The organism is Streptomyces sp. NPDC008079 (assembly GCF_042957385.1).
GTDB lineage: Bacteria > Actinomycetota > Actinomycetes > Streptomycetales > Streptomycetaceae > Actinacidiphila.
On sequence record NZ_JBIBIC010000001.1, the window covers coordinates 449811 to 467502 of the forward strand.

The 17692-nt window shown below is 73.2% G+C and carries 15 protein-coding genes and 1 tRNA gene; 5 read left to right on the forward strand and 11 right to left on the reverse strand.

Annotation, left to right across the window (positions count from 1 at the left end):
• Positions 1–31: 31 nt before the first annotated feature.
• The 3 genes from ACFZAM_RS01875 to ACFZAM_RS01885 form a co-directional block, all read right to left on the reverse strand.
• Positions 32–1630, reverse strand: coding sequence for an MFS transporter (locus ACFZAM_RS01875; RefSeq protein WP_391041978.1), 1599 nt, complete (start codon positions 1628–1630; stop codon positions 32–34).
• A gap of 203 nt (positions 1631–1833) precedes the next feature.
• Complete coding sequence (locus ACFZAM_RS01880) at positions 1834–5331, reverse strand: BTAD domain-containing putative transcriptional regulator (RefSeq protein WP_391041980.1); 3498 nt, start codon at positions 5329–5331, stop codon at positions 1834–1836.
• Between the two features lie 61 nt (positions 5332–5392).
• Positions 5393–5932 (reverse strand): MarR family transcriptional regulator, encoded by a 540-nt coding sequence (locus ACFZAM_RS01885; RefSeq protein WP_391041982.1) that lies wholly within the window; start codon positions 5930–5932, stop codon positions 5393–5395.
• A gap of 84 nt (positions 5933–6016) precedes the next feature.
• Here ACFZAM_RS01885 and ACFZAM_RS01890 point away from each other — a divergent pair, with 84 nt between their 5' ends.
• On the forward strand, positions 6017–6661 hold the full coding sequence (locus tag ACFZAM_RS01890; RefSeq protein ID WP_391041984.1) for an NAD(P)H-dependent oxidoreductase: 645 nt from the start codon (positions 6017–6019) through the stop codon (positions 6659–6661).
• 70 nt (positions 6662–6731) lie between these two features.
• Here ACFZAM_RS01890 and ACFZAM_RS01895 read toward each other — a convergent pair whose 3' ends face one another.
• Together ACFZAM_RS01895 and ACFZAM_RS01900 are read right to left on the reverse strand one after the other, a co-directional pair.
• The gene (locus ACFZAM_RS01895) at positions 6732–7571 is read right to left on the reverse strand and encodes a methyltransferase domain-containing protein (RefSeq protein WP_391041986.1); all 840 of its coding nucleotides are present in this window, start codon (positions 7569–7571) and stop codon (positions 6732–6734) included.
• A 56-nt stretch (positions 7572–7627) separates the two neighbouring features.
• Positions 7628–8362 carry a DUF4232 domain-containing protein gene (locus tag ACFZAM_RS01900; RefSeq protein WP_391041988.1) on the reverse strand — a complete coding sequence of 245 codons (735 nt, stop codon included), beginning with the start codon at positions 8360–8362 and terminating at the stop codon, positions 7628–7630.
• A gap of 188 nt (positions 8363–8550) precedes the next feature.
• Between ACFZAM_RS01900 and ACFZAM_RS01905 the strand changes: the two genes are divergently transcribed.
• Complete coding sequence (locus ACFZAM_RS01905; protein WP_391041990.1) at positions 8551–9963, forward strand: helix-turn-helix domain-containing protein; 1413 nt, start codon at positions 8551–8553, stop codon at positions 9961–9963.
• A 56-nt stretch (positions 9964–10019) separates the two neighbouring features.
• On the opposite strand, the gene bla is transcribed toward ACFZAM_RS01905, so the two are convergent.
• Positions 10020–11009, reverse strand: a complete 990-nt coding sequence (gene bla, locus ACFZAM_RS01910; RefSeq protein WP_391041992.1) for a class A beta-lactamase — start codon at positions 11007–11009, stop codon at positions 10020–10022.
• A gap of 279 nt (positions 11010–11288) precedes the next feature.
• Between bla and ACFZAM_RS01915 the strand changes: the two genes are divergently transcribed.
• Positions 11289–12263: a LysR family transcriptional regulator gene (locus tag ACFZAM_RS01915; RefSeq protein WP_391041993.1), complete on the forward strand. Its 975-nt coding sequence runs from the start codon at positions 11289–11291 to the stop codon at positions 12261–12263.
• A complete protein-coding gene (locus ACFZAM_RS01920; protein WP_391041994.1) occupies positions 12260–13174 on the forward strand; it encodes a serine hydrolase in 915 nt (304 codons plus the stop codon). The genes ACFZAM_RS01915 and ACFZAM_RS01920 overlap by 4 nt, the downstream gene beginning before the upstream one ends.
• Positions 13175–13195: 21 nt before the next feature.
• Here ACFZAM_RS01920 and ACFZAM_RS01925 read toward each other — a convergent pair whose 3' ends face one another.
• The 5 genes from ACFZAM_RS01925 to ACFZAM_RS01945 form a co-directional block, all read right to left on the reverse strand.
• Positions 13196–13843, reverse strand: a complete 648-nt coding sequence (locus ACFZAM_RS01925; RefSeq protein WP_391041995.1) for a hypothetical protein — start codon at positions 13841–13843, stop codon at positions 13196–13198.
• 1093 nt (positions 13844–14936) lie between these two features.
• On the reverse strand, positions 14937–15080 hold the full coding sequence (locus tag ACFZAM_RS01930) for a hypothetical protein (RefSeq protein WP_391041996.1): 144 nt from the start codon (positions 15078–15080) through the stop codon (positions 14937–14939).
• Positions 15077–15307: a hypothetical protein gene (locus ACFZAM_RS01935; RefSeq protein WP_391041998.1), complete on the reverse strand. Its 231-nt coding sequence runs from the start codon at positions 15305–15307 to the stop codon at positions 15077–15079. Before ACFZAM_RS01935 ends, ACFZAM_RS01930 begins: the two co-directional genes overlap by 4 nt.
• 217 nt (positions 15308–15524) lie before the next feature.
• Entirely contained in the window at positions 15525–16736 is a 1212-nt protein-coding gene (locus ACFZAM_RS01940) for a helix-turn-helix domain-containing protein (protein ID WP_391041999.1), read from the reverse strand.
• A gap of 203 nt (positions 16737–16939) precedes the next feature.
• Positions 16940–17012: transfer RNA gene (locus tag ACFZAM_RS01945), tRNA-Ala, on the reverse strand.
• Between the two features lie 106 nt (positions 17013–17118).
• Between ACFZAM_RS01945 and ACFZAM_RS01950 the strand changes: the two genes are divergently transcribed.
• Complete coding sequence (locus ACFZAM_RS01950; protein ID WP_355336678.1) at positions 17119–17682, forward strand: DNA-binding protein; 564 nt, start codon at positions 17119–17121, stop codon at positions 17680–17682.
• The last annotated feature ends 10 nt before the right edge of the window (positions 17683–17692 follow it).

Genomic DNA, 17692 nt, shown 5'->3' on the forward strand with positions numbered 1-17692 from the left:
CGTACCCACCGTGCGCACAAGTGCGCCGTCGTCAGACGGCAGGGGCGGGTTGGGGGGCCTGCTCCGCGGGGGCTTCGGGGACGTCGAGCACGGCGGGGACCCCGCGGAGGGCGAACAGGGCGGCGACGGCACCGGCCAGCATCAGCGCGGCGGCGATGTAGAGGGTGCCGTGCAACCCGTCAGTGAAGGCCGACTTGGCGGCGGCGACGACCTGCCGCCCGGTGGCGCCGGGCAGGGCGGCGCCGGTCTCGACGCCGGAGGTGACGGATTCGCGCGCGGTGGCGGCCCGGTCGGGGGAGAGCCCGGCGGGCAGGGTGAGGCCGTTGCGGTAGAAGGCGCTGAGGACCGACCCGAGGATGGCGATACCGAGGGCGCCGCCGAGCTCCATGGCGGTCTCGGAAATGGCGGCGGCCGTACCGGTCTTGGTCCTGGGCACGCTGGCCAGCAGAGTGTCGGCGGTGACCGAGAAGACGAAGATCAGTCCTGCGCCGTTGACGACGAGCGCCGGAAGCAGCAGCCAGTAGCTGGTGTCGGCGCCGATCAGCCCAAACGCGGCGGTGCTCAGCGCCATGAGCAGCAGGCCGAACGAGACGGTACGGGCCCGGCCGATCCTCGGGATCAGCAGCGCGGACAGCGGCGCGGCGAAGGCGGCGGACAGCGGTCCCGGCAGCAGCGCGAGCCCCGCGGTCAGCGGCGACCAGCCGCGTACCACCTGGAAGTACAGGGAGAAGCCGAGGGACAGGGTGGTGGCGGTGAACAGCGTCACGACGTTGGAGCCGACGGCCCCCGCGAAGGCGGGGTTGCGGAAGAACCTCAGGTCGAGCAGCGGTTCGGCGAGGGTGGTCTGGCGGCGCAGGAAGAGGACGAGGGCGGCGAGGCCGACGGCCGCCGAGATCCAGACGGCGTGGTCGTCGACGCCGTCGCGTGCGGCGGCCTTGATCGCGTAGATCACGCCGAAGAGCCCGGCGATCGACAGGGGCACGCTCGGCCAGTCCAGCCGTCCGGGGTGCGGATTGCGGGACTCGGGGAGCAGGACGGCGCCCGCGATGAGGACGGCGGCCATCACGGGGACGTTGATCAGGAAGACCGAGCCCCACCAGAAGTGGTCGAGCAGCACGCCGCCGACGACCGGGCCGAGCGCGAAGCTGGCCGCGCCGATGCCGCTGCTGATGCCGATCGCGGTGGTCCGCTCCTTGGGGTCGTCGAAGACGCTGCGGACCAGCGACAGGGTCGACGGCATGATCGTGGCCCCGGCCAGGCCGAGCAGCGCGCGGGACGCGATCAGCATGCCGGGGCCGTCGGCGTAGGCGGTGAGCGCGGAGGCCGCGCCGAAGCCCGCGACGCCCAACAGCAGGAGCTTCTTGCGGCCGATCCGGTCGCCGATGTTGCCCGCCACGATCAGCAGGCCGCCGAGGACGAAGCCGTAGATGTCCACGATCCACAGGAGCTGCGTGGAGGACGGGCCCAGCTCGCGGGACAGGGACGGGATCGCGTAGTTGAGGACGCTGTTGTCGATGCCCAGCAGCGCGGCGGCCACGCAGCAGATGGCCAGGACGGCCCAGCGCCGCCGGTGCGCCTGTTCGGCGGCGCTCCCGCCGCCCCTCACGTCGTCGTTCGGTGTCGTCGTCATGGCAAGCAGCGTGCGGCGGCCCGCTGACGGCCGGCGCACCGTCGGCTGACAGGGCCGGGGCGCGATCCGGTCAGCGGGCGGTCGGGGCTGGGCCGGGGCGCGGGTCCCAGGACGGGAGCCGCACGCGGCAGGCGGTCGGAGAGCGTCAGGGGCGCGGGTCTCGGGGCCGGTCTCGCCCACGCGGCGGGCGGTTCGCCGTCCGCTCAGTCCGCCGTGAGGTACGCCGTCAGGACGGCGAGTGCCGCGTCGCGGTCGAGGGCGGCGGCCCGCGCGCGCTCGCGCTCGTACGCCTCGTCGCCCAGCGCGGCGCGTACGGCGGCGACGGTCGCGGCGGCGTCCGGCCCGGTGGGCGGCCGGCCGCGCAGGGCCTCGGCGGCGCCGAGGAGGGCGGCGGCCCGTGGCGCGTCGCCGTTGAGCAGGGCGAGGCCCGCGGTGGCCTCGGCGGCGACGGCGCCGTTGAGCGGGAGCCGCATGGCGACGCTGTCGAGGGTGACCGCCTCGCGGAAGTGGCCGCGGGCCAGGTCCGGGTCGCGGTCGGCGACGGCGACCCGGCCCAGGGCGACGAGGACGGCGGAACGGGTGCCGTTGCTGGAGAACCAGCCGACCGGGCACTCGGCCAGCGCCTGCTCGTACAGCGCGCGGGCGCCGTCGCCGTCGCCGCGCAGCCGGACGGACTCGGCCAGCGCCAGGTGGGCGAGTGCCAGGCACTCGGGGGTGCCCGCCCGGCGGGACAGCTCCACGGCCCGCTCGCTGTACGCGGCGGCGGTCGCGTAGTCGCCCGCCTTGGTGCTGTACGCGGCGCGGATGCAGAGCAGCTCCGCCATGTCGAGCGCCGAGTCCAGCTCCTCGGCGAGCAGCAGCGCGTCATCGAGGAGGGAGTCGGCGAGCGCGAGTTCACCGCGGTGGTCGGCGAGGTCGGCCAGCACGTTGAGGTTGGTGATCATGCCCCAGCGGTCGCCGAGGCGGCGGAACTCCTCGTAGGAGGCGGTGCAGTGGATCCGCGCGGCGACCGGGTCGGCGCGCGTCAGCCAGGACTGGAATCCGCTGCCGAGCAGGATCAGCGCGCGGTACCAGGGGTGGTCCCGCTCGGTGAGGAACTCGTCGAAGACCGCTTCCAGGACGTCGATGCCCTCGTCGGGGACCCCGGCGAAGGGCGCCCACAGCAAGGTGAGCACGGGGTAGCGGCGGGACAGCCGGTGCATCGCCTCGACCACCCGGGTCGCCGCCGCGACATGGTCGGCGAACTCCTCGGGGTCGGGCAGCATTCCGACCACCGCCATCACGCACAGCGCGTACTCCTCCTCCATCCCCTCCGGCGGATTCGGGCCGAGGGCGGCGAGGACCTGGCGGGCGGGTCCGAAGCCCTCGTAGCGCACGCCGCGCAGCAGCCAGTACGAGGACAGGGCCGCGATCAGCCGCATCGCGGTACGCACCTCGCCCGCCTCCAGGCTGCGGTGCAGCGCGGCCTGGAGGTTGTCGCGCTCGTCGCCGAGCAGCCGCAGCCACTCCAGTTGCTCGGCGCGGCGCAGGTGCGGGTCGGCGGTGAGCGCGAAGTCCAGGAAGTACGCGGCGTGCGCGCGCACCGTCGCCTCGCGCTCCCCCGCCTCCGTCAGCCGCTCGGCGCCGTACGCTCTGATCGACTCCAGCGCGCGGTAGCGAATCCGGCCCGCGCCGTCCGGCTGCTCGGCCACCACCAGGGACTTGTCGACCAGCGCGTCCAGCAGGTCCAGCACGTCCTCGGCGAGGATTCGCGCGCCGTCCGCGCACACCGCCTCCGCGGCGGCGGGCGTCCAGCCGCCCGCGAAGACCGAGACACGGCGGAGCACGGCCCGCTCGTCGTCGGGCAGCAGGTCCCAGCTCCAGTCGACGACCCCGCGCAGGGTGCGCTGGCGCGGCTGGGCGGTGCGGCTGCCGCGCGACAGCAGCCGGAAGAGCGCGTCGGGCCGTACGCCCAGGCTGTACGGGGCGTCGTCGTCGGGCAGCGCGCCGAGCCGGTCGGCGATGTCGGTCACCGACAGCGAACGCAGCCGGGCCGCGGCCAGTTCGATGGCGAGCGGCAGCCCGTCGAGCGCGGTGCACAGCCGCAGGACGGCGTCCACGGTGGCCGGGTCCGCGGTCGCGTCGAGGTCGAGGTCGGGGCGTACGGCGGCGGCCCGCTCGGTGAACAGCCGCACGGCGGGGGAGCGCAGCGCCTGCTCGCGGTCGGTGCCGGGCCGGGGCACGTCGAGCGTGGGCACCGGGCACAGCGTCTCACCGTTGATGCCGAGGGCTTCCCTGCTGGTGGCGAGCAGTCGCAGCAGCGGTGACCCGGCGAGCAGCCGCTCGGCCAGCCGGGCCGCGTCCTCCACCACGTGCTCGCAGTTGTCGAGGACCAGCAGCAGCGGGCGGCCGTCCAGGGCGGCGGTGATCCGCGCGACGGGGTCGTGCGGGCCGGGGTCGTGCCCCGCGCCGCCGGACGCGGCCGATCCGGCCGCCAGCAGCCCGCCGGCCCGCAGGCCGAGCGCGCCGAGGACGGCCTGCGGGAGTTCCGCGCCGTCGCTGAGCCCGGCCAGCGGCACGAAACAGGCGTCGTGCGCGTACCGCCCCGCGGCCTCCACCGCCAGGCGCGTCTTGCCCGCGCCGCCGGGGCCGGTGAGCGTGACGAGCCGCTGGCGCGCCAACTGCTCACCGATCCGCTCCAGTTCGGCGGACCGGCCGACGAAGCTGGTGAGCTGGGCGGGGAGTTCGTGCCGGGGCGGGGCGGGGGCGGGCGCGCCGTCCCCTGAGCCTGCCGCGCCTTCCGTCGATGTTCCACGTGGAACATGTCCGTCGGCGCCCACCCTGTCCGCCGTGTCTGTTTCACGTGGAACATCCTGCGGCGCGTCCTGTGGAACATCCCGCCGGGCGGCCCGCGACGCGTCCCGTGGAACATCCCGCCGGGCGACCCCCGGCGCGCCCCGCGGGGCCTCGCGTGAGATGTCCCGTGGAAGCAGCGCCGGGTCGCCGCGCAGCACCGCGAGGTGGACGGCGGCCAGTTCGGGTCCGGGGTCGGCGCCGAGGGAGTCGGCCAGTTCGCGCCGGGCCTCCTCGTACGCCTCCAGCGCCTCGCTCTGCCGTCCGCTGCCGTACAGCGCGCGCATCAACTGGCCGCGCGGGCGCTCCCGCAGCGGGTGCGCGGTGACGAGTTCGCCGAGTTCGGCGACCAGGGAGCGGTGGCGGCCGAGGGCGAGGTCGGCGTCGACTCGGTCCTCGACGGCGCCGGCCCGCAGCTCTTCGAGCCGGGTGATCTGCGCGGCGGCGAAGGGCGCGGCGCCGACGTCGGCGAGTGCGGGGCCGCGCCACAACGCGAGGGCGGTGCGCAGCAGTCGCTCGGCCAGGACCGGGTCGCCCGCGGCCAGGGCGGCGCGGCCCTCGGCGCTCAGCCGCCGGAAGCGGTGGGCGTCCACCTCGTCCGGTGCGACGGCGAGCCGGTAGCCCGCGGGGAGCCCTTCGAGCGGCACCGGCAGCACCTGGCGCAGCCGGGAGATCTGGGACTGCACGGCGTTCCCCGCGCCCGCGGGCGGATCGTCGCCGTAGAGGCCGTCGATCAGCCGCTCGGCGGGCACCGCCCGGCCCGCGTCGAGCAGCAGCAGGGCGAGCACCGCGCGCCGCCGGGGGCCGCCCAGCGCGACCTCGGCGCCGTCCGCGCCCACCACCCGCGTCGCGCCCAGGATGCCGAACATCACGCCCCCGTTCTCCGCCCGGGTGCGCGGGCCGACGCCGCCCGTGGCTCCCCGGGCACCGTCAGCAGGTCTCCGTGTCCCCCGCCTCGCCCAGGCACTCCGGCACGGCGGCCGGGGCGTCGGTCACGCAGCTCAACGCCGCGTCCGTCGCCGTCCCGTCCACGCCGTGTCCCGACGCGGCGAGCTGGAGCAGATCGTAGAGGGTGTCGCGCTGGCCGGTGTCGAGCGCGCAGAGGACTTCGTCCTCGACGCGGGCGAGCGCGAATTCGGCCTTGGCCAGCCGCTTGCCGCCCTCGTCGGTGAGCTGCACCAGGTGGCGCCTGCGGTCCTCGGGCGAGCGGAGCCGTTCGATCAGGCCGTCCGCCTCCAGATCGTTGAGCAGGCCGACGACATTGGCGCGGTCCATCATCAGCGTCGTGGAGAGCGCCTGCTGGGTGCTGCCGTGCTGGTCACGCAGGACGGTGAGGGCCACCAGGTGCCGTGGGCGCAGGCCGAGCGGGGTCAGCACGGACTCGGCGTGCAGTCGCATCCGGCGCGTCAGCTGTTCGAGCAGCGCGCCTGAACGTCGCGGGGGCTGGTTGAGCACGGGCAGTGAGGCCACTTCCTCAGTCTATCGGGCGGCGTGGAATCATGACGTGCTATAAATCGTTGGCGTTACACAAACCAAGTATGAAGGGTTAACGAGATGCCTCACCTCCTGCACATCGATTCCAGCGTCCAGGGCGACCGATCCGTCAGCCGCCGGTTGACCGCGCGGGCCGCCGCCGCCTGGAAGGCCGCCCACCCCGATGGCACGGTCACCTACCGCGACCTGGGCAAGGACCCGATTCCGCACATCCACACCGGCACCGTGGGCGTGGCGATGATCCCGGCCGAGGACCGCACCCCCGAGCAGGCCGCCACCTACGCGCTGTCCGAGACGCTGATCGGTGAGGTCAAGGAGGCGGACACCGTTCTGCTCGGTCTGCCCGTCTACAACTTCGGCGCGCCCAGCAGCGTCAAGTCATGGGTCGACCACCTGATCGTTCCCGGTCTCTCCGTCGACGCCGAGACGAGGGACCCGCTGCTGACCGGCCGCGACTTCGTCGTCCTCGCCTCGCGCGGCGGCGGCTACGCCCCCGGCACCCCCCGCGAGGGCTGGGACCACGCGGAGCAGTGGCTCCCGCACGGCGTGGTCATGACCGGCCTGGTCCCGCGCTTCATCACCGCCGAGCTGACCCTCGCGCCGGTCACCCCGGCCATGTCCGAGCTGATCCCGCTCGCCGAGAAGAGCCTCGCGGCGGCGGAGGAGGCCGTCGACGCGCTGTGGCAGCCGGTGCGGGCCGCCTGATCCCTCGGGGTTCCCTGACCCCTCAGGGGCTCGCGGAATGACGCCCCGGCTCCACCTGCCCGGGCCACGGCTACGCCTGCGCCACCACGATGTAGAAGGTCACGGCCGCGAGGAAGGGCCCTGAGGCCAGGTGGTCCAGCCAGCGACGGGCCCCTTCGACGGTGAAGTACCCGGCGGCGAGGGCCCGTTGCGTGGTCCGCTCCAGGCCGAGGACCTTGTCGGCGGCGCCGACGTCCCGGAAGGCGGGCGTCACCGGGACGACCGTCGGCACCGTGAAACCGGCCTCCGCCGCCAGCCGGGGGAGCTGCCTGCCGATCCGGGCGTTACGGATCACCTCGCCGATCACGTACCGCGTGTAGGCGCGCGACAGCTCGTCGTCGGGGTGGTCGACGGTCAGCGTGTCCCAGTCCGGCTCGCCCAGCACCAGCCGCCCGCCGGGCCGCAGCACACGGTGGGCCTCGCGCAGCGCCCGTACGGGATCGGCGACGTGTTGCAGCACTCGGTCGGTGCGGGCGCGGTCCACGCTGCCGTCGGCCAGGGGCAGTTCGTGGACGTCACCGAGGTGGACGGTGACGGTGTCCCGGTCGGCGGTACGTTCCCTGGCGGTGTCGACGGCGACCTGGTCGTGGTCCACACCGATGACCGCGCCGGGGGCGGAGCCCGAGCCCGTACCGCTGACCGCGTCGGCGAGGGCGCCGAGGTCGGTGCCGGGGCCGCAGCCGATGTCCAGGACCGTCTGGCCGGTCCTGACATCGAGTGCGTCGAGCATGCGGCCCTTGTAGAAGCGGCCCAGGTCGGTCGCGGCGAGACGGTCGAGGTAGACGACGGAGCCGGGAGCGACGGTCTCGAAGACCCCTGAGGTCGGTGAACTCGGTGAGCTCGATGAGGGCGATGAGGTCGATGACGTCATGGCACCAGTCAACCAACCGCCCCCGCGTCGGCGGGCTCCTTCCCCCGAAGGGGCGGCTACCAGGAGATCGCGTCGTTCATCGACTGCTGCCAGTAGCTGACCTTGAGCGAGTCGTCGATGTAGGTGCCCCCGGCGGGCAGCGACGGGTGGGCGCCGGTGCCGACGCTCTCGTTGCCGGAGCGGCCGTGGAAGTAGACGTTCAGGGTCTTCACGGTGCGGCCGTGCCCGGCGCTGCCGTCGGCGGCGGCCAGGACGATGACGGCGTAGCCGGACTCACCCGGGTTCAGGGTGACGACCGCCTGCGGCTGGGACTCCTCGATGACCGGCGGCTCGGCCTGCGCGTCGGTGAACTGCACGGACGGGTACGTGTAGAGGAGGCAGGGGTTGCCGCCGGTGTTGGTGACCGTGAGCAGCATGTGGTTCACGGGACGGTTCAGCGGGGACGCGACCGTCTTGGTGTTGGAGCCCTGGCAGGTGACCGCCGTGTCCTTGGCCCCGGGCTTCTTCGGCGCGGGTGCCTTGGCCACGGGCTTCTTGGTCGAGGCGTCCGCGGCGGGCTTCGAACCGACCGGCGTGCCCCCGGCGTCCGCAGTGGTGGAGCCGGAACCGGGAGTGAGGGTCGGGGTGACCGAGGGCGAGCCGTCGGAGGAGGACGAAGAGGCCGGCGAGGCGCCCTCGTCCCTGCTGCCCGACCCGTCGTCGCAGGCGGTCAGGGCGAACGCGGCGAGCGCCACGGTCGCGGCGGCGGTGACGAAGCGGGTACGGGTACGGGAGTTCCGGATGCTGGACATGTGGCGGGTGCCCCTTAGTCGTTCGGGTGGTGGTGCTGCTTGGATGACTGGAGCTTGCGGGGCAATCCGTCCCAGCCACCACCGTCGGCGGGCAGTTGGGGACGCTGGGATGGAGAAACCGGCTCTGAGCAGGGGGAACGCACATCCCCTGGAATGCGTGACTGGGACGCGGGGGGATGGAGGAACTGATGTCGGTGGCAACAGGGGCCGGTGAGACGAACGAGTTCGCGACCCTGCTGCGGCAGCTCAAGGACCGTTCGGGCCTGAGCTACGGGGCGCTGGCGAAGCGGCTGCACATGAGCACGTCGACGCTGCACCGCTACTGCAACGGCACCGCGGTGCCGAACGAGTACGCGCCGGTCGAGCGCCTGGCGCGGGTCTGCCGGGCGACGCCCGAGGAACTGATGGAGCTGCACCGCCGCTGGATCCTCGCGGACGCGGCGCGCGACCGGCGCGCGGAACAGGCCGCGGCGGCGCGGGCGGGGGCGGCAGCGGGGGCAGCGGAGGCAGCGGCACCGGGTACGGAGCAGGCGGCGCCGTTGTCGCAAGCGGCGGAGGCGGGCGCCGGGGCCGAGACCGGGGCCGGGGCAGAAGCCGGGTCCCCGGCCAAGGCCAAGGCCGAGACCGACGGAAACGGTGACCTCGTCGTCACCGACCTGCCGCGCACGCCCGCGCCCGCACCGCCGTCACGCCGCCGCCGTCACGCCCTGATCGCGGCCGTCACCGTGGCCGCCGTCCTGGGAGCCGTGGTCCTCGCCGTGGACCGGCCCTGGGACGGCGGGAACGGCGGGGTTTCCGCCGACGGAAAACAGCGGGCCGTCGGCGCCACCGGCACCACCGCCGCCACGACCACCGGTACGGCGGCCACCGCGACGCCGCCCGCCACCCCGTCCTCGACCGCGCCGAGCCGCACCCCGTCCACCACGCCCTCGGCCACCAGGACCGGCGGGGCCGCGCCCGCCACCAGGACCGGCGACGGCGAAGGCGACGGCACGGCCCCGCCGGTCAGCGTCGACGTCCACCCCTACGTCCGCGCCGAGGAGAACCCGTGCAGCCAGCACTTCCTCGTCGACGCCGAGCCCTCGCACATGGGGCCGCCCGCCAGCGAGCAGGACTCACCGCGCTGGGCCGCCGCGTACGGCGCGGTCTCCTCCGACGAACAGCGCCTGTCCCTCACCGTCCAGGGCACCGGCTCCGAGACCGTCGTCCTGGAGGCCCTGCACGTACGGATCGTCTCCAAGGCCGCGCCGCTCGCCTGGAACGACTACGCGATGGCCGTCGGCTGCGGCGGCAATGTCGGGACGGCGGACTTCGGCGTCGACCTCGACAAGGGCAGCCCGCACCTCACCCCGGAGAACGGCCAGCGCGACTTCCCGTACAGCGTCAGTGAGTCGGACCCCGAGGTCTTCCGCGTCACCGCCACCACCAAGGCGTACGACGTCCGCTGGGACCTGCTCCTGGACTGGTCGAGCGGCACCCGCCACGGCACCCTCCACATCGACAACAAGGGCGTCCCCTTCCGTACCAGCGCCGACGTGAACCGTCCCGGCTACGACTACCCGCCCGGCTACACCGACTGGATCAAGCGGGAGGGCGGCTGAGGCGAGGCGGGGGACGACGCGGTGACGTACGGACACGGGCAACGCGGGTGACGCCGTTACCGCGTCAGTGCTCCGAAGGCGACTTCGGCCGCCCGGGCGATGAGCGCGTCGTCGCGGGTCGCGTCCTCGGCCGCGCGGCGGGACAGGACGGCGAGGACGATCGGCGCACCCCCGCCGGGCGGCCACGCGATGGCGATGTCATTGCGGGCGCCGTACCCGCCGGTGCCGGTCTTGTCGCCGATCCGCCACCCGCGCGGCGCACCGGCCCTGATGGTGTGGTCCCCGGTCGTGTTGCGCACGAGCCAGTCGGTCAGCACGGCGCGCTTGTCGGCGGGGAGGGCCGTCCCGAGGACGTACGCGCGCAGGTCGGTGGCCAGGGTGCGGGGCGTGCTGGTGTCGCGGAGGTCACCGGGGACGGCGTCGCTGAGCGCGGGTTCGTACCGGTCGCAGTGGGTGACGTGGTCGCCGAGCGCGCGCAGGGCGTCCTGGAGCCGCCGGGGGCCGCCGAGTTCGCGGAAGAGAAGATTCGCGGCGGCGTTGTCGCTGTACCGGATGGCCGCGTCGCACAGGTCGCGCACGCTCATTCCGGTGGCCACGTGCTTCTCGGTGATCGGTGAGTTGCTGACGAGGTCGCCCCGGCCGTAGCGCACGACGCGGTCGAGCCGCCGCAGCGAGTTCTTCTCCAGAACGGCTCCCGCGAGCAGGGCCTTGCAGGTGGAGGCGTACGCGAAGCGTTCGTCGGAGCGGTGCGCGACGGTACGGCCGCTGCCGGTGTCGAGCGCGTGGACGCCGAGGGTGGCGTCGAACTTCTTCTCCAGGTCGGCGAAGGCGCGCCGTGTCGCGGGGTCGGCGGCGTTCGTCGCGCCCGGGGCGGGTCGCGTGGGCCCGGTGGGCCGGGTCGCGGGCGGGGACGTCGTCGTCGGCCGCGCGCCCGACCGGGTCGGGGCGGACGTTCCGGAGCCGCCGCAGCCGGTGATCGGCACGGCCGCGATCCCGGCGAGGGTGGCGAGCGCGGAACGGCGGGAGACAGGAGCGCGGGTGTCCATGGGGTGCGGGACTCCGTTCTGAGGGGGGTGGGTTCGCAGTTCTGAGGTGGGTGGGTTCGCAGTTCTGAGGGGGGTGGGTTCGCACCGGGGGGCCGCCGGTCGGCTCAGGAGGTGAGCCGGTCCTGGTGGCCGCAGACGGCCCACGGCGTCGGTGCGGGGGCACACCGTACGGTCGGCCCCTCGTCCCGGAGTCAAGCCCGCGACCGGGCCGTATGTCGAATATGCTCTTGATGTCGGATCGATTCACAGGCCGTATCGGCCCACGCCAGGGGGCACGGATTGCTGACGGAACGGCATCTGGAAATCTTCGTCGCGCTGGCGGAAGAGGGACACTTCGGGAGCGCCGCGCAGCGGGTCGGCATCACGCAGCCGCCGCTGTCGCAGGGCCTGCGGCGGCTGGAGGCGCTGCTCGGCGTCCGCCTCTTCGACCGCGAGCGCGGGGTCTCCCTCACCGAGGAGGGCGCCCTGCTGCTGCCGCACGCCCGCCGGGCCCTGGCCGCGCTCGCGGAGCTGCGCGAGACCGGTGCCCGTGAGCAGGCCGACGGCCGCCGTCTGCGCCTCGGGCTGGCCCCCGAGGTGCCCGCGCCCCTCGCGGCCGGCGCGGCGGCCGAGGTCGCGGGCGCGCCGGTACGGACCGGTGAACGGACGCGCATCGGCGTGACGACGGCGCCGACGGCCGTACTGCTCAACGACCTCGCCGCCGGGCGGCTGGACATCGCCGTGATCCGGCACCCGTCCGTGCTGCACGGTCTCACGGCGGGCCGGGTGATCCTGCTGCCGACCTGGCTCCTCACCCCGGCCGGTCCGCACGTTTCTCACGGCGACGGTCACGGTGACGATGGCGGTGCCGGTGGCGGTGGCGCGCCGCCGCGGCTGCCCGTCGCCGTACGACCGCGGGCCGAGGCGCCCGCGGCCCACGACCTGTTCGTGGACACCCTGGCCAGCCGTGGCCGCCGGGTGGAGACGGTGGTGGTCTCCGACGAGCGCGCCGGGCTCGCACTGGTGGCGGCGGGCCAGGCGGTGCTGGTCACGGCGGACGACACGCTGACGGCCTCGGGGGTGGAGCGGCGCGCGGCGGCCGATCCGCCGCTTCCGCTGCGACTGCGGGTGGCCTGGAATCCGCGGCGGCCGGGGGCGGGGGAGACCGCGCGGACGGCGCGGCGGTTCGAGGAGAGCCTGGCCCGTGGCGTCGCGGCCCCTCACACCTCTGTGCACTCTCCGCACGGCGTCCCGGCCCGGCGGGTGGCGCCGTGAGCGGCACCCGGCACAAGAGCGGGGTCGAGCGGGCCATCCGCGCCCTGTTCGACGACGCGGGCGTCCGCGGCTGGCTGCACGTGGCGGATCTGCGCCGCCCGTCCGACCAGGTGACGATCGACCCCGGCGAACGGCTGCCCATCGCCTCCGTCTACAAGGTGCCACTGATGGCCGCCTTCTGCCGCCTCGCGGACGCCGGGCTGCTCGACCCGCGCCTCCCGGTGACGCTGGAGCCCGACGAGCGCGTCCCCGGCGCGACCGGCGTCTCCGTACTCCGCGACCCCGTCACCATGTCCCTGCGCGACCTGGTCGTCCTGATGATGACCATCTCCGACAACGCCGCGGCCGACGCCGTCCTCCGCGCGGTCGGCCCCGACGTGGTCGACGCCATGTGCCGCGAGCTGGGCATGCCCGACACCCGCGTCCACGGCGGCGCCGCCGGCACGTTCAGCCGCCTGGTCGCCGAGACGGGCGCCGCCTCCCTGGACGCGGCCCTCGCCCGCGTCGCCGACAACGACTCGGTCGCACCCCCCGGCGTGTACGACCCGGCCTTCACGGCGTCCGGCACCCCCGCCGACATCGCCGTGCTGCTCCGCGCGATCTGGACCGACGAGGCCGCCTCCGCCGCCCGTTGCGCCTTCATGCGCGACGTCATGCGCCGACAGCCCTGGACCCACCGCCTCGCCTCCGGCTTCCCCTACGACGACATCACCGTCTACGGCAAAACCGGCACCTTCGGCTCACTGCGCCACGAGGCGGGCGTCGTCGAATTCCCCGACGGCACCGCCTACACCGCCGTCGTCTTCACCCAGGCCGCCCGCTCCGACACCAAACTCCCGCGCGCCGACGCCGTCATCGGCACGGCGGCGCGACTGGCGGTGGAAGCACTACGCGCCACCCGCACCACCTGACCGCCCCCGGCCCCGGCCCGTTCACGCCCGCTTGCCGCACGCGAACAGCGCTGCCTCGACCTGGTCCGGGAGCACCCCACGTCGCTCGGCGTACGCGCACACCCCCTCCAGGTACCGCTCGTACTGGAGCGGGGTCCACCCGTTGTTCGGCCACCCGCCGTCCACAAGCCCGGCCTTCCGGAGGGCGCGGGAGACCACGCTGTCCAGGATGAGCGGTCGCGGATCGGCTCCCCCGTCGTGTCCCGCGAAGTAAAGAACCTTGGTGAAGAAGGCCGGTCCCAGAAAGCGAATCCGCTGGCCGCTCTTCAAGGCCCGGTACGCCTCGACAGGGCCGTGCGTGCGGAGCGTGCCGAGTGCCGCGGTCAGCCGGGCGTCGATGTCCGCGGCGGCCGCGGGATCCGCGAAGATCCTCGCCCGTCTGTCCACCGTCAACGCTTTGGTGCCCGATCCCCACACCAAAGAGGCGACCAGCAGATGCCGACGCCCCTCCACGCTGTCGGCGCTTTCGGCGACGCGGAAGACGGTCCTGCGGTCCACCCGCTGCCAGCGTCCGTCCCGCGGACACGCGTCGAGCGCGACCGGCCACCATGCCGGATCCGGCAAACGGGATATCCAGCGGTCGCGGTCGAAGGGAATCGCCTGGGCGAGGACCGCCTCGCGGTCGGGCACGTCGCAATCATCAGGAAAAGGGACCATATCGGCCCGCACGCTACCGTCAACTCCCCCCGTTCGCGCAGGCTTTGCCCTCATCCACCCGAGTCGTCACCCCGCACGCGTGAGACGGTGAACGACGGAGGATGGAGCGCGGGCGGTGAGGGACCGGGCACGGGACGGGTCCGCGGTCTTCGGTGTGCACGTGTGCTGGATGCGCATGAGTGGCAGCCATGCCAGCTTCCACTCTCCGCCAACGCCGCCGCCAAGATCGTGGACATCAGCGAACTTCGTCATTCCGCACGGAGTCGGCAGCTCCTGCACTACGCCAAGCACGAGGAACCGTTGCCGCCTGAGGGGCGGGGGGTGCTCTGCTGCGGAGAGAGGCCGTGCAGACGTGAACGGGGACTTGCGCAGCTAACCCCGTCGGTGCCAGGCGCGCCTGCCTTCGACAAAACTGCATGTCAGAGTGGGGTTGCGCGGCTTACCCCCACATGCCCCACAGTCCTGTCCGACAACGAACGGATAGGAGAAAAAGCATGCCCTCCATAAAGACTTCCCGCCGTCGGGAGAAGCAGGACAAGCGCCGCGCATACGTCGATCTGACTGTCGGCCGGACCCGTCTCACCGTGCCGAGGGGCACCGCCCGCCGCGCCGTACGAACCGTCAAAGCGGGCGTCACACACGTCGGGGCGTGCTGCATCTTTCTGGTGCTGGCGCACCTGATCTCGCAGCGTTGAAACTAGCCCGGCCCCCGGAGACGCACCACGTTTCCGGGGGCCGGGCAACTTCAGGCGGTTCGCGTGCGAGGAGTCGGCCGGGGCCGGCCGGGCATCGGACACCAGGGCTGCGACTCGCCCGCAATGCGCGAGTGAGCCGCCCCCTCAGCGAGGACCGGTCGTCGGGGAAGAGACGAGGGTCATGCGGCCAGGCCGGCGATGCGCTTCGTCACTTCCTTGACCCAAGGCTCGGTGCGGTGAGGTGCGAAGCCGCAACGGACTTCCTGGAGGCATTCGATGCCGCGTTGGGAGTGGGTGCGCTGGTCGATCAGGAAGCTGTCGCTCCTGCGACCGCCAAGGGGGCCTCGTACTCATCAGACCTGAAGATCACTTCAACGCTGATGAGCGGCGGCCAGACCGGGCGCGACCCGGTCGGTGAGCAGGTCGGCGAAGTCGTGGAGCGTCTCGGCCGCCCGACCGTCGGTGGCGACGATCTCCCACCGACGTGGCACCGACGTCGTGTCAGGAAACGTCATTCGTCCGCCCCCCTAAGGCGAATGCCCAGGCACACGGCCCACACCATCTTGCCGACACCGTCCCGGTCGCTCACTCCCCAGGCCCCGCCGGTCAGGGCGTCGACCAGGTCGAGGCCGCGCCCAGACTCCGCGTCCGCCGACGCCCGGACGCGCTCAGGCTTGCCCGAGCCGGCGTCGTGCACCTCGATCCGTACCGACAGGAGGGCGGGCGGCCACGCTCTCTCCACAAGGGGACGGCATCCGGCCGGAGCTGACGGCACGACAGAAGACATCACACGCTCCTCCGGTAACCGAACAGGTGGCGGCTAGGGTTCTGCACGTCAGCGCTCCTTCGCAGCGTCGGCCATGCCCCGGGGCCGCGAGCACGGTCGCCGGGGTTCCATGAGCCAGACTTACGAAGCACTGAGTGCGACAACAGTGACGCAGCGTCCCACTTTGGCGACGCTAATCAGCGACGCCCAGGAACTCGGCCAACGGCCGCAGCCCCGCGGGGTGATTGGGGAGCGCCCACAGGTCGCGCACGATGGCGACGGCCAACGTGTGGTGCTGCATCCAGGTCGGCGCGACGCGGCGCAACGATTCCAGCGTCTTGACGGCCCCGGGCGCGTCCCCCATGTCCGAGTGCGCTCGGGCGACATCGAGGAGGAGCCACGTCCGCCATGAGGGAGGCGTGTCCTTGGACAGGCGCATGCCCTTGGCCAGGGTCAGAGCGTCGGCGGCGTGCCCGTACTGAACTGCCAGGCGGACCCGTTCGATGCGAACCGACGACGGACTGAAGACGCTGATCATGCGATTGTCGCTGCCATCGGGCAGCTTGGAGACCCGCGCGGCCTCCGCCTCGGCCGTTTCCATCATCTCCGCCGCCCGGTCGTAGTCGCCGCTCCTCGCGGCGGACGTGGCGGCGCTCATGGTGAGTCCGCCCCACACCTTGAGCCCGTCGGCCGTGGCGGTGTGCTCGGCCTTCTTCATGGCGTCGGCGGCACCGAGCGCGATGCCCAGTGCGTCCTCCAGGCGGCCCTGCCGTTGGTAGGTCCACGCCATCGAGTTGACGATCATCGGCACGAGCAGCGGATCGCAGGACTGCTCGGCAGCCCCTATGGCACGTTCCAGACTCGTCAACGCCAAGTCCGTCTTGCCCATCCGGACGGCGACGTGTCCGCCGAGTTGCAGTGCCTTGCCAAGCGCCGCGAACCCAGCCGCACGGTCGTCGTCCCCGCCGGAGACCGAGGCGGAACGGGCCTGCGAGATCAGGGCCGGGAGCGCCTCCATCACGGCGTCGAATTCCGCTGCGTGATATCGCGTCCACGCGTCAGCGATCCGATCCCACAGGCCGCTCACGGAGAAGTCCGGACCGGTGGGATCCGGCGGCGGCCCCCAGAGAACAGGCACGATCGCACGGCGCACAGCGACGAAGCGTGGTCCGTCGGTCTCGCCCGAGGCGACGGCCGGCGGATCACCGAGGAGGGTGGTCAACTCCACACCCAGACCATTCGCCAGCGCGTGGAGAGTCGGAAGCCGCGCGGAATGCTTGCGTCCCTGTTCGAGCTGGCGGATCACGTCCACCGAGACGTTCGAACGCTCCGCCAGCTCCTCCTGCGTGAGATCGGCCGAGCGACGCAACCGCCGCAGCGTACGCCCCAGATCTTCCTTCGCCACGCCATCACGGTACGCCCTGGCTCGTCCTCGACCTGTGCGTCCTGAACATGGCAAGGGCCATAGCGGAGAAGGCCGAACGTAAGGCACGGGAGGTCGGCGGCCCCGGGGCGGGCCGCGGCCGCATGTGTACTAAATGTGTCCCGGACGCCAGCGGCCCCCTCGCCCGGACCGGGCAAGGGGGCCGCTGAACTGCGGGAACGCTGTGGAGCCTAGGAGATTCGAACTCCTGACATCTGCCTTGCAAAGGCAGCGCTCTACCAACTGAGCTAAGGCCCCGCTACGGGAGACAGCGTACCGGTTCCGGGGGCGGGGGCCGAACGGGTATGGGGGTGGGTCCGTAGGATGGGTTTGCTGGATTCGCGGGAGCAAATTGGGAGCGCGTATGGATGCGTCGGCGCAGGACTCGGCACGTCGCGCGCAGGAGGCGAGGGAGTTGCAGCGGGGCTGGTACGGGGAGCCGTTGGGGGATCTGTTCAGGCGGCTGCTGGCGGACCTGGGGCTGAACCAGGCGCGGCTGGCGGCGGTGCTGGGGCTGTCGGCTCCGATGCTGTCGCAGCTCATGAGCGGGCAGCGGGCGAAGATCGGGAATCCGGCGGTGGTGCAGCGGTTGCAGGCGTTGCAGGAGCTGGCGTGGCAGGTGGCGGAGGGCCGGACGGGGGCGATCGAGGCCGCGGCGCGGATGGACGAGATCCGGGAGCTGGCCGGGTCGTCGGTGCTGGGCGGGACGACGACGCACTCGGCGGCCGGGGAGCTCCCGGCGGCGCCAGCGCGGCAGGTGGTGCGGGGCATCCAGGACGTGCTGCGGTCGGTCGCGTCCGCGCAGGAGATCGAGCGGGCGGCGCACTCCCTCGCGCCCGCCCACCCGCAACTGGCAGAGTTCCTTCGTGTGTACGGCGCCGGGCGGACCGGTGAGGCGGTCGCGCACTACGAGGCGCATCAGGACTGAGGGGAGGGGC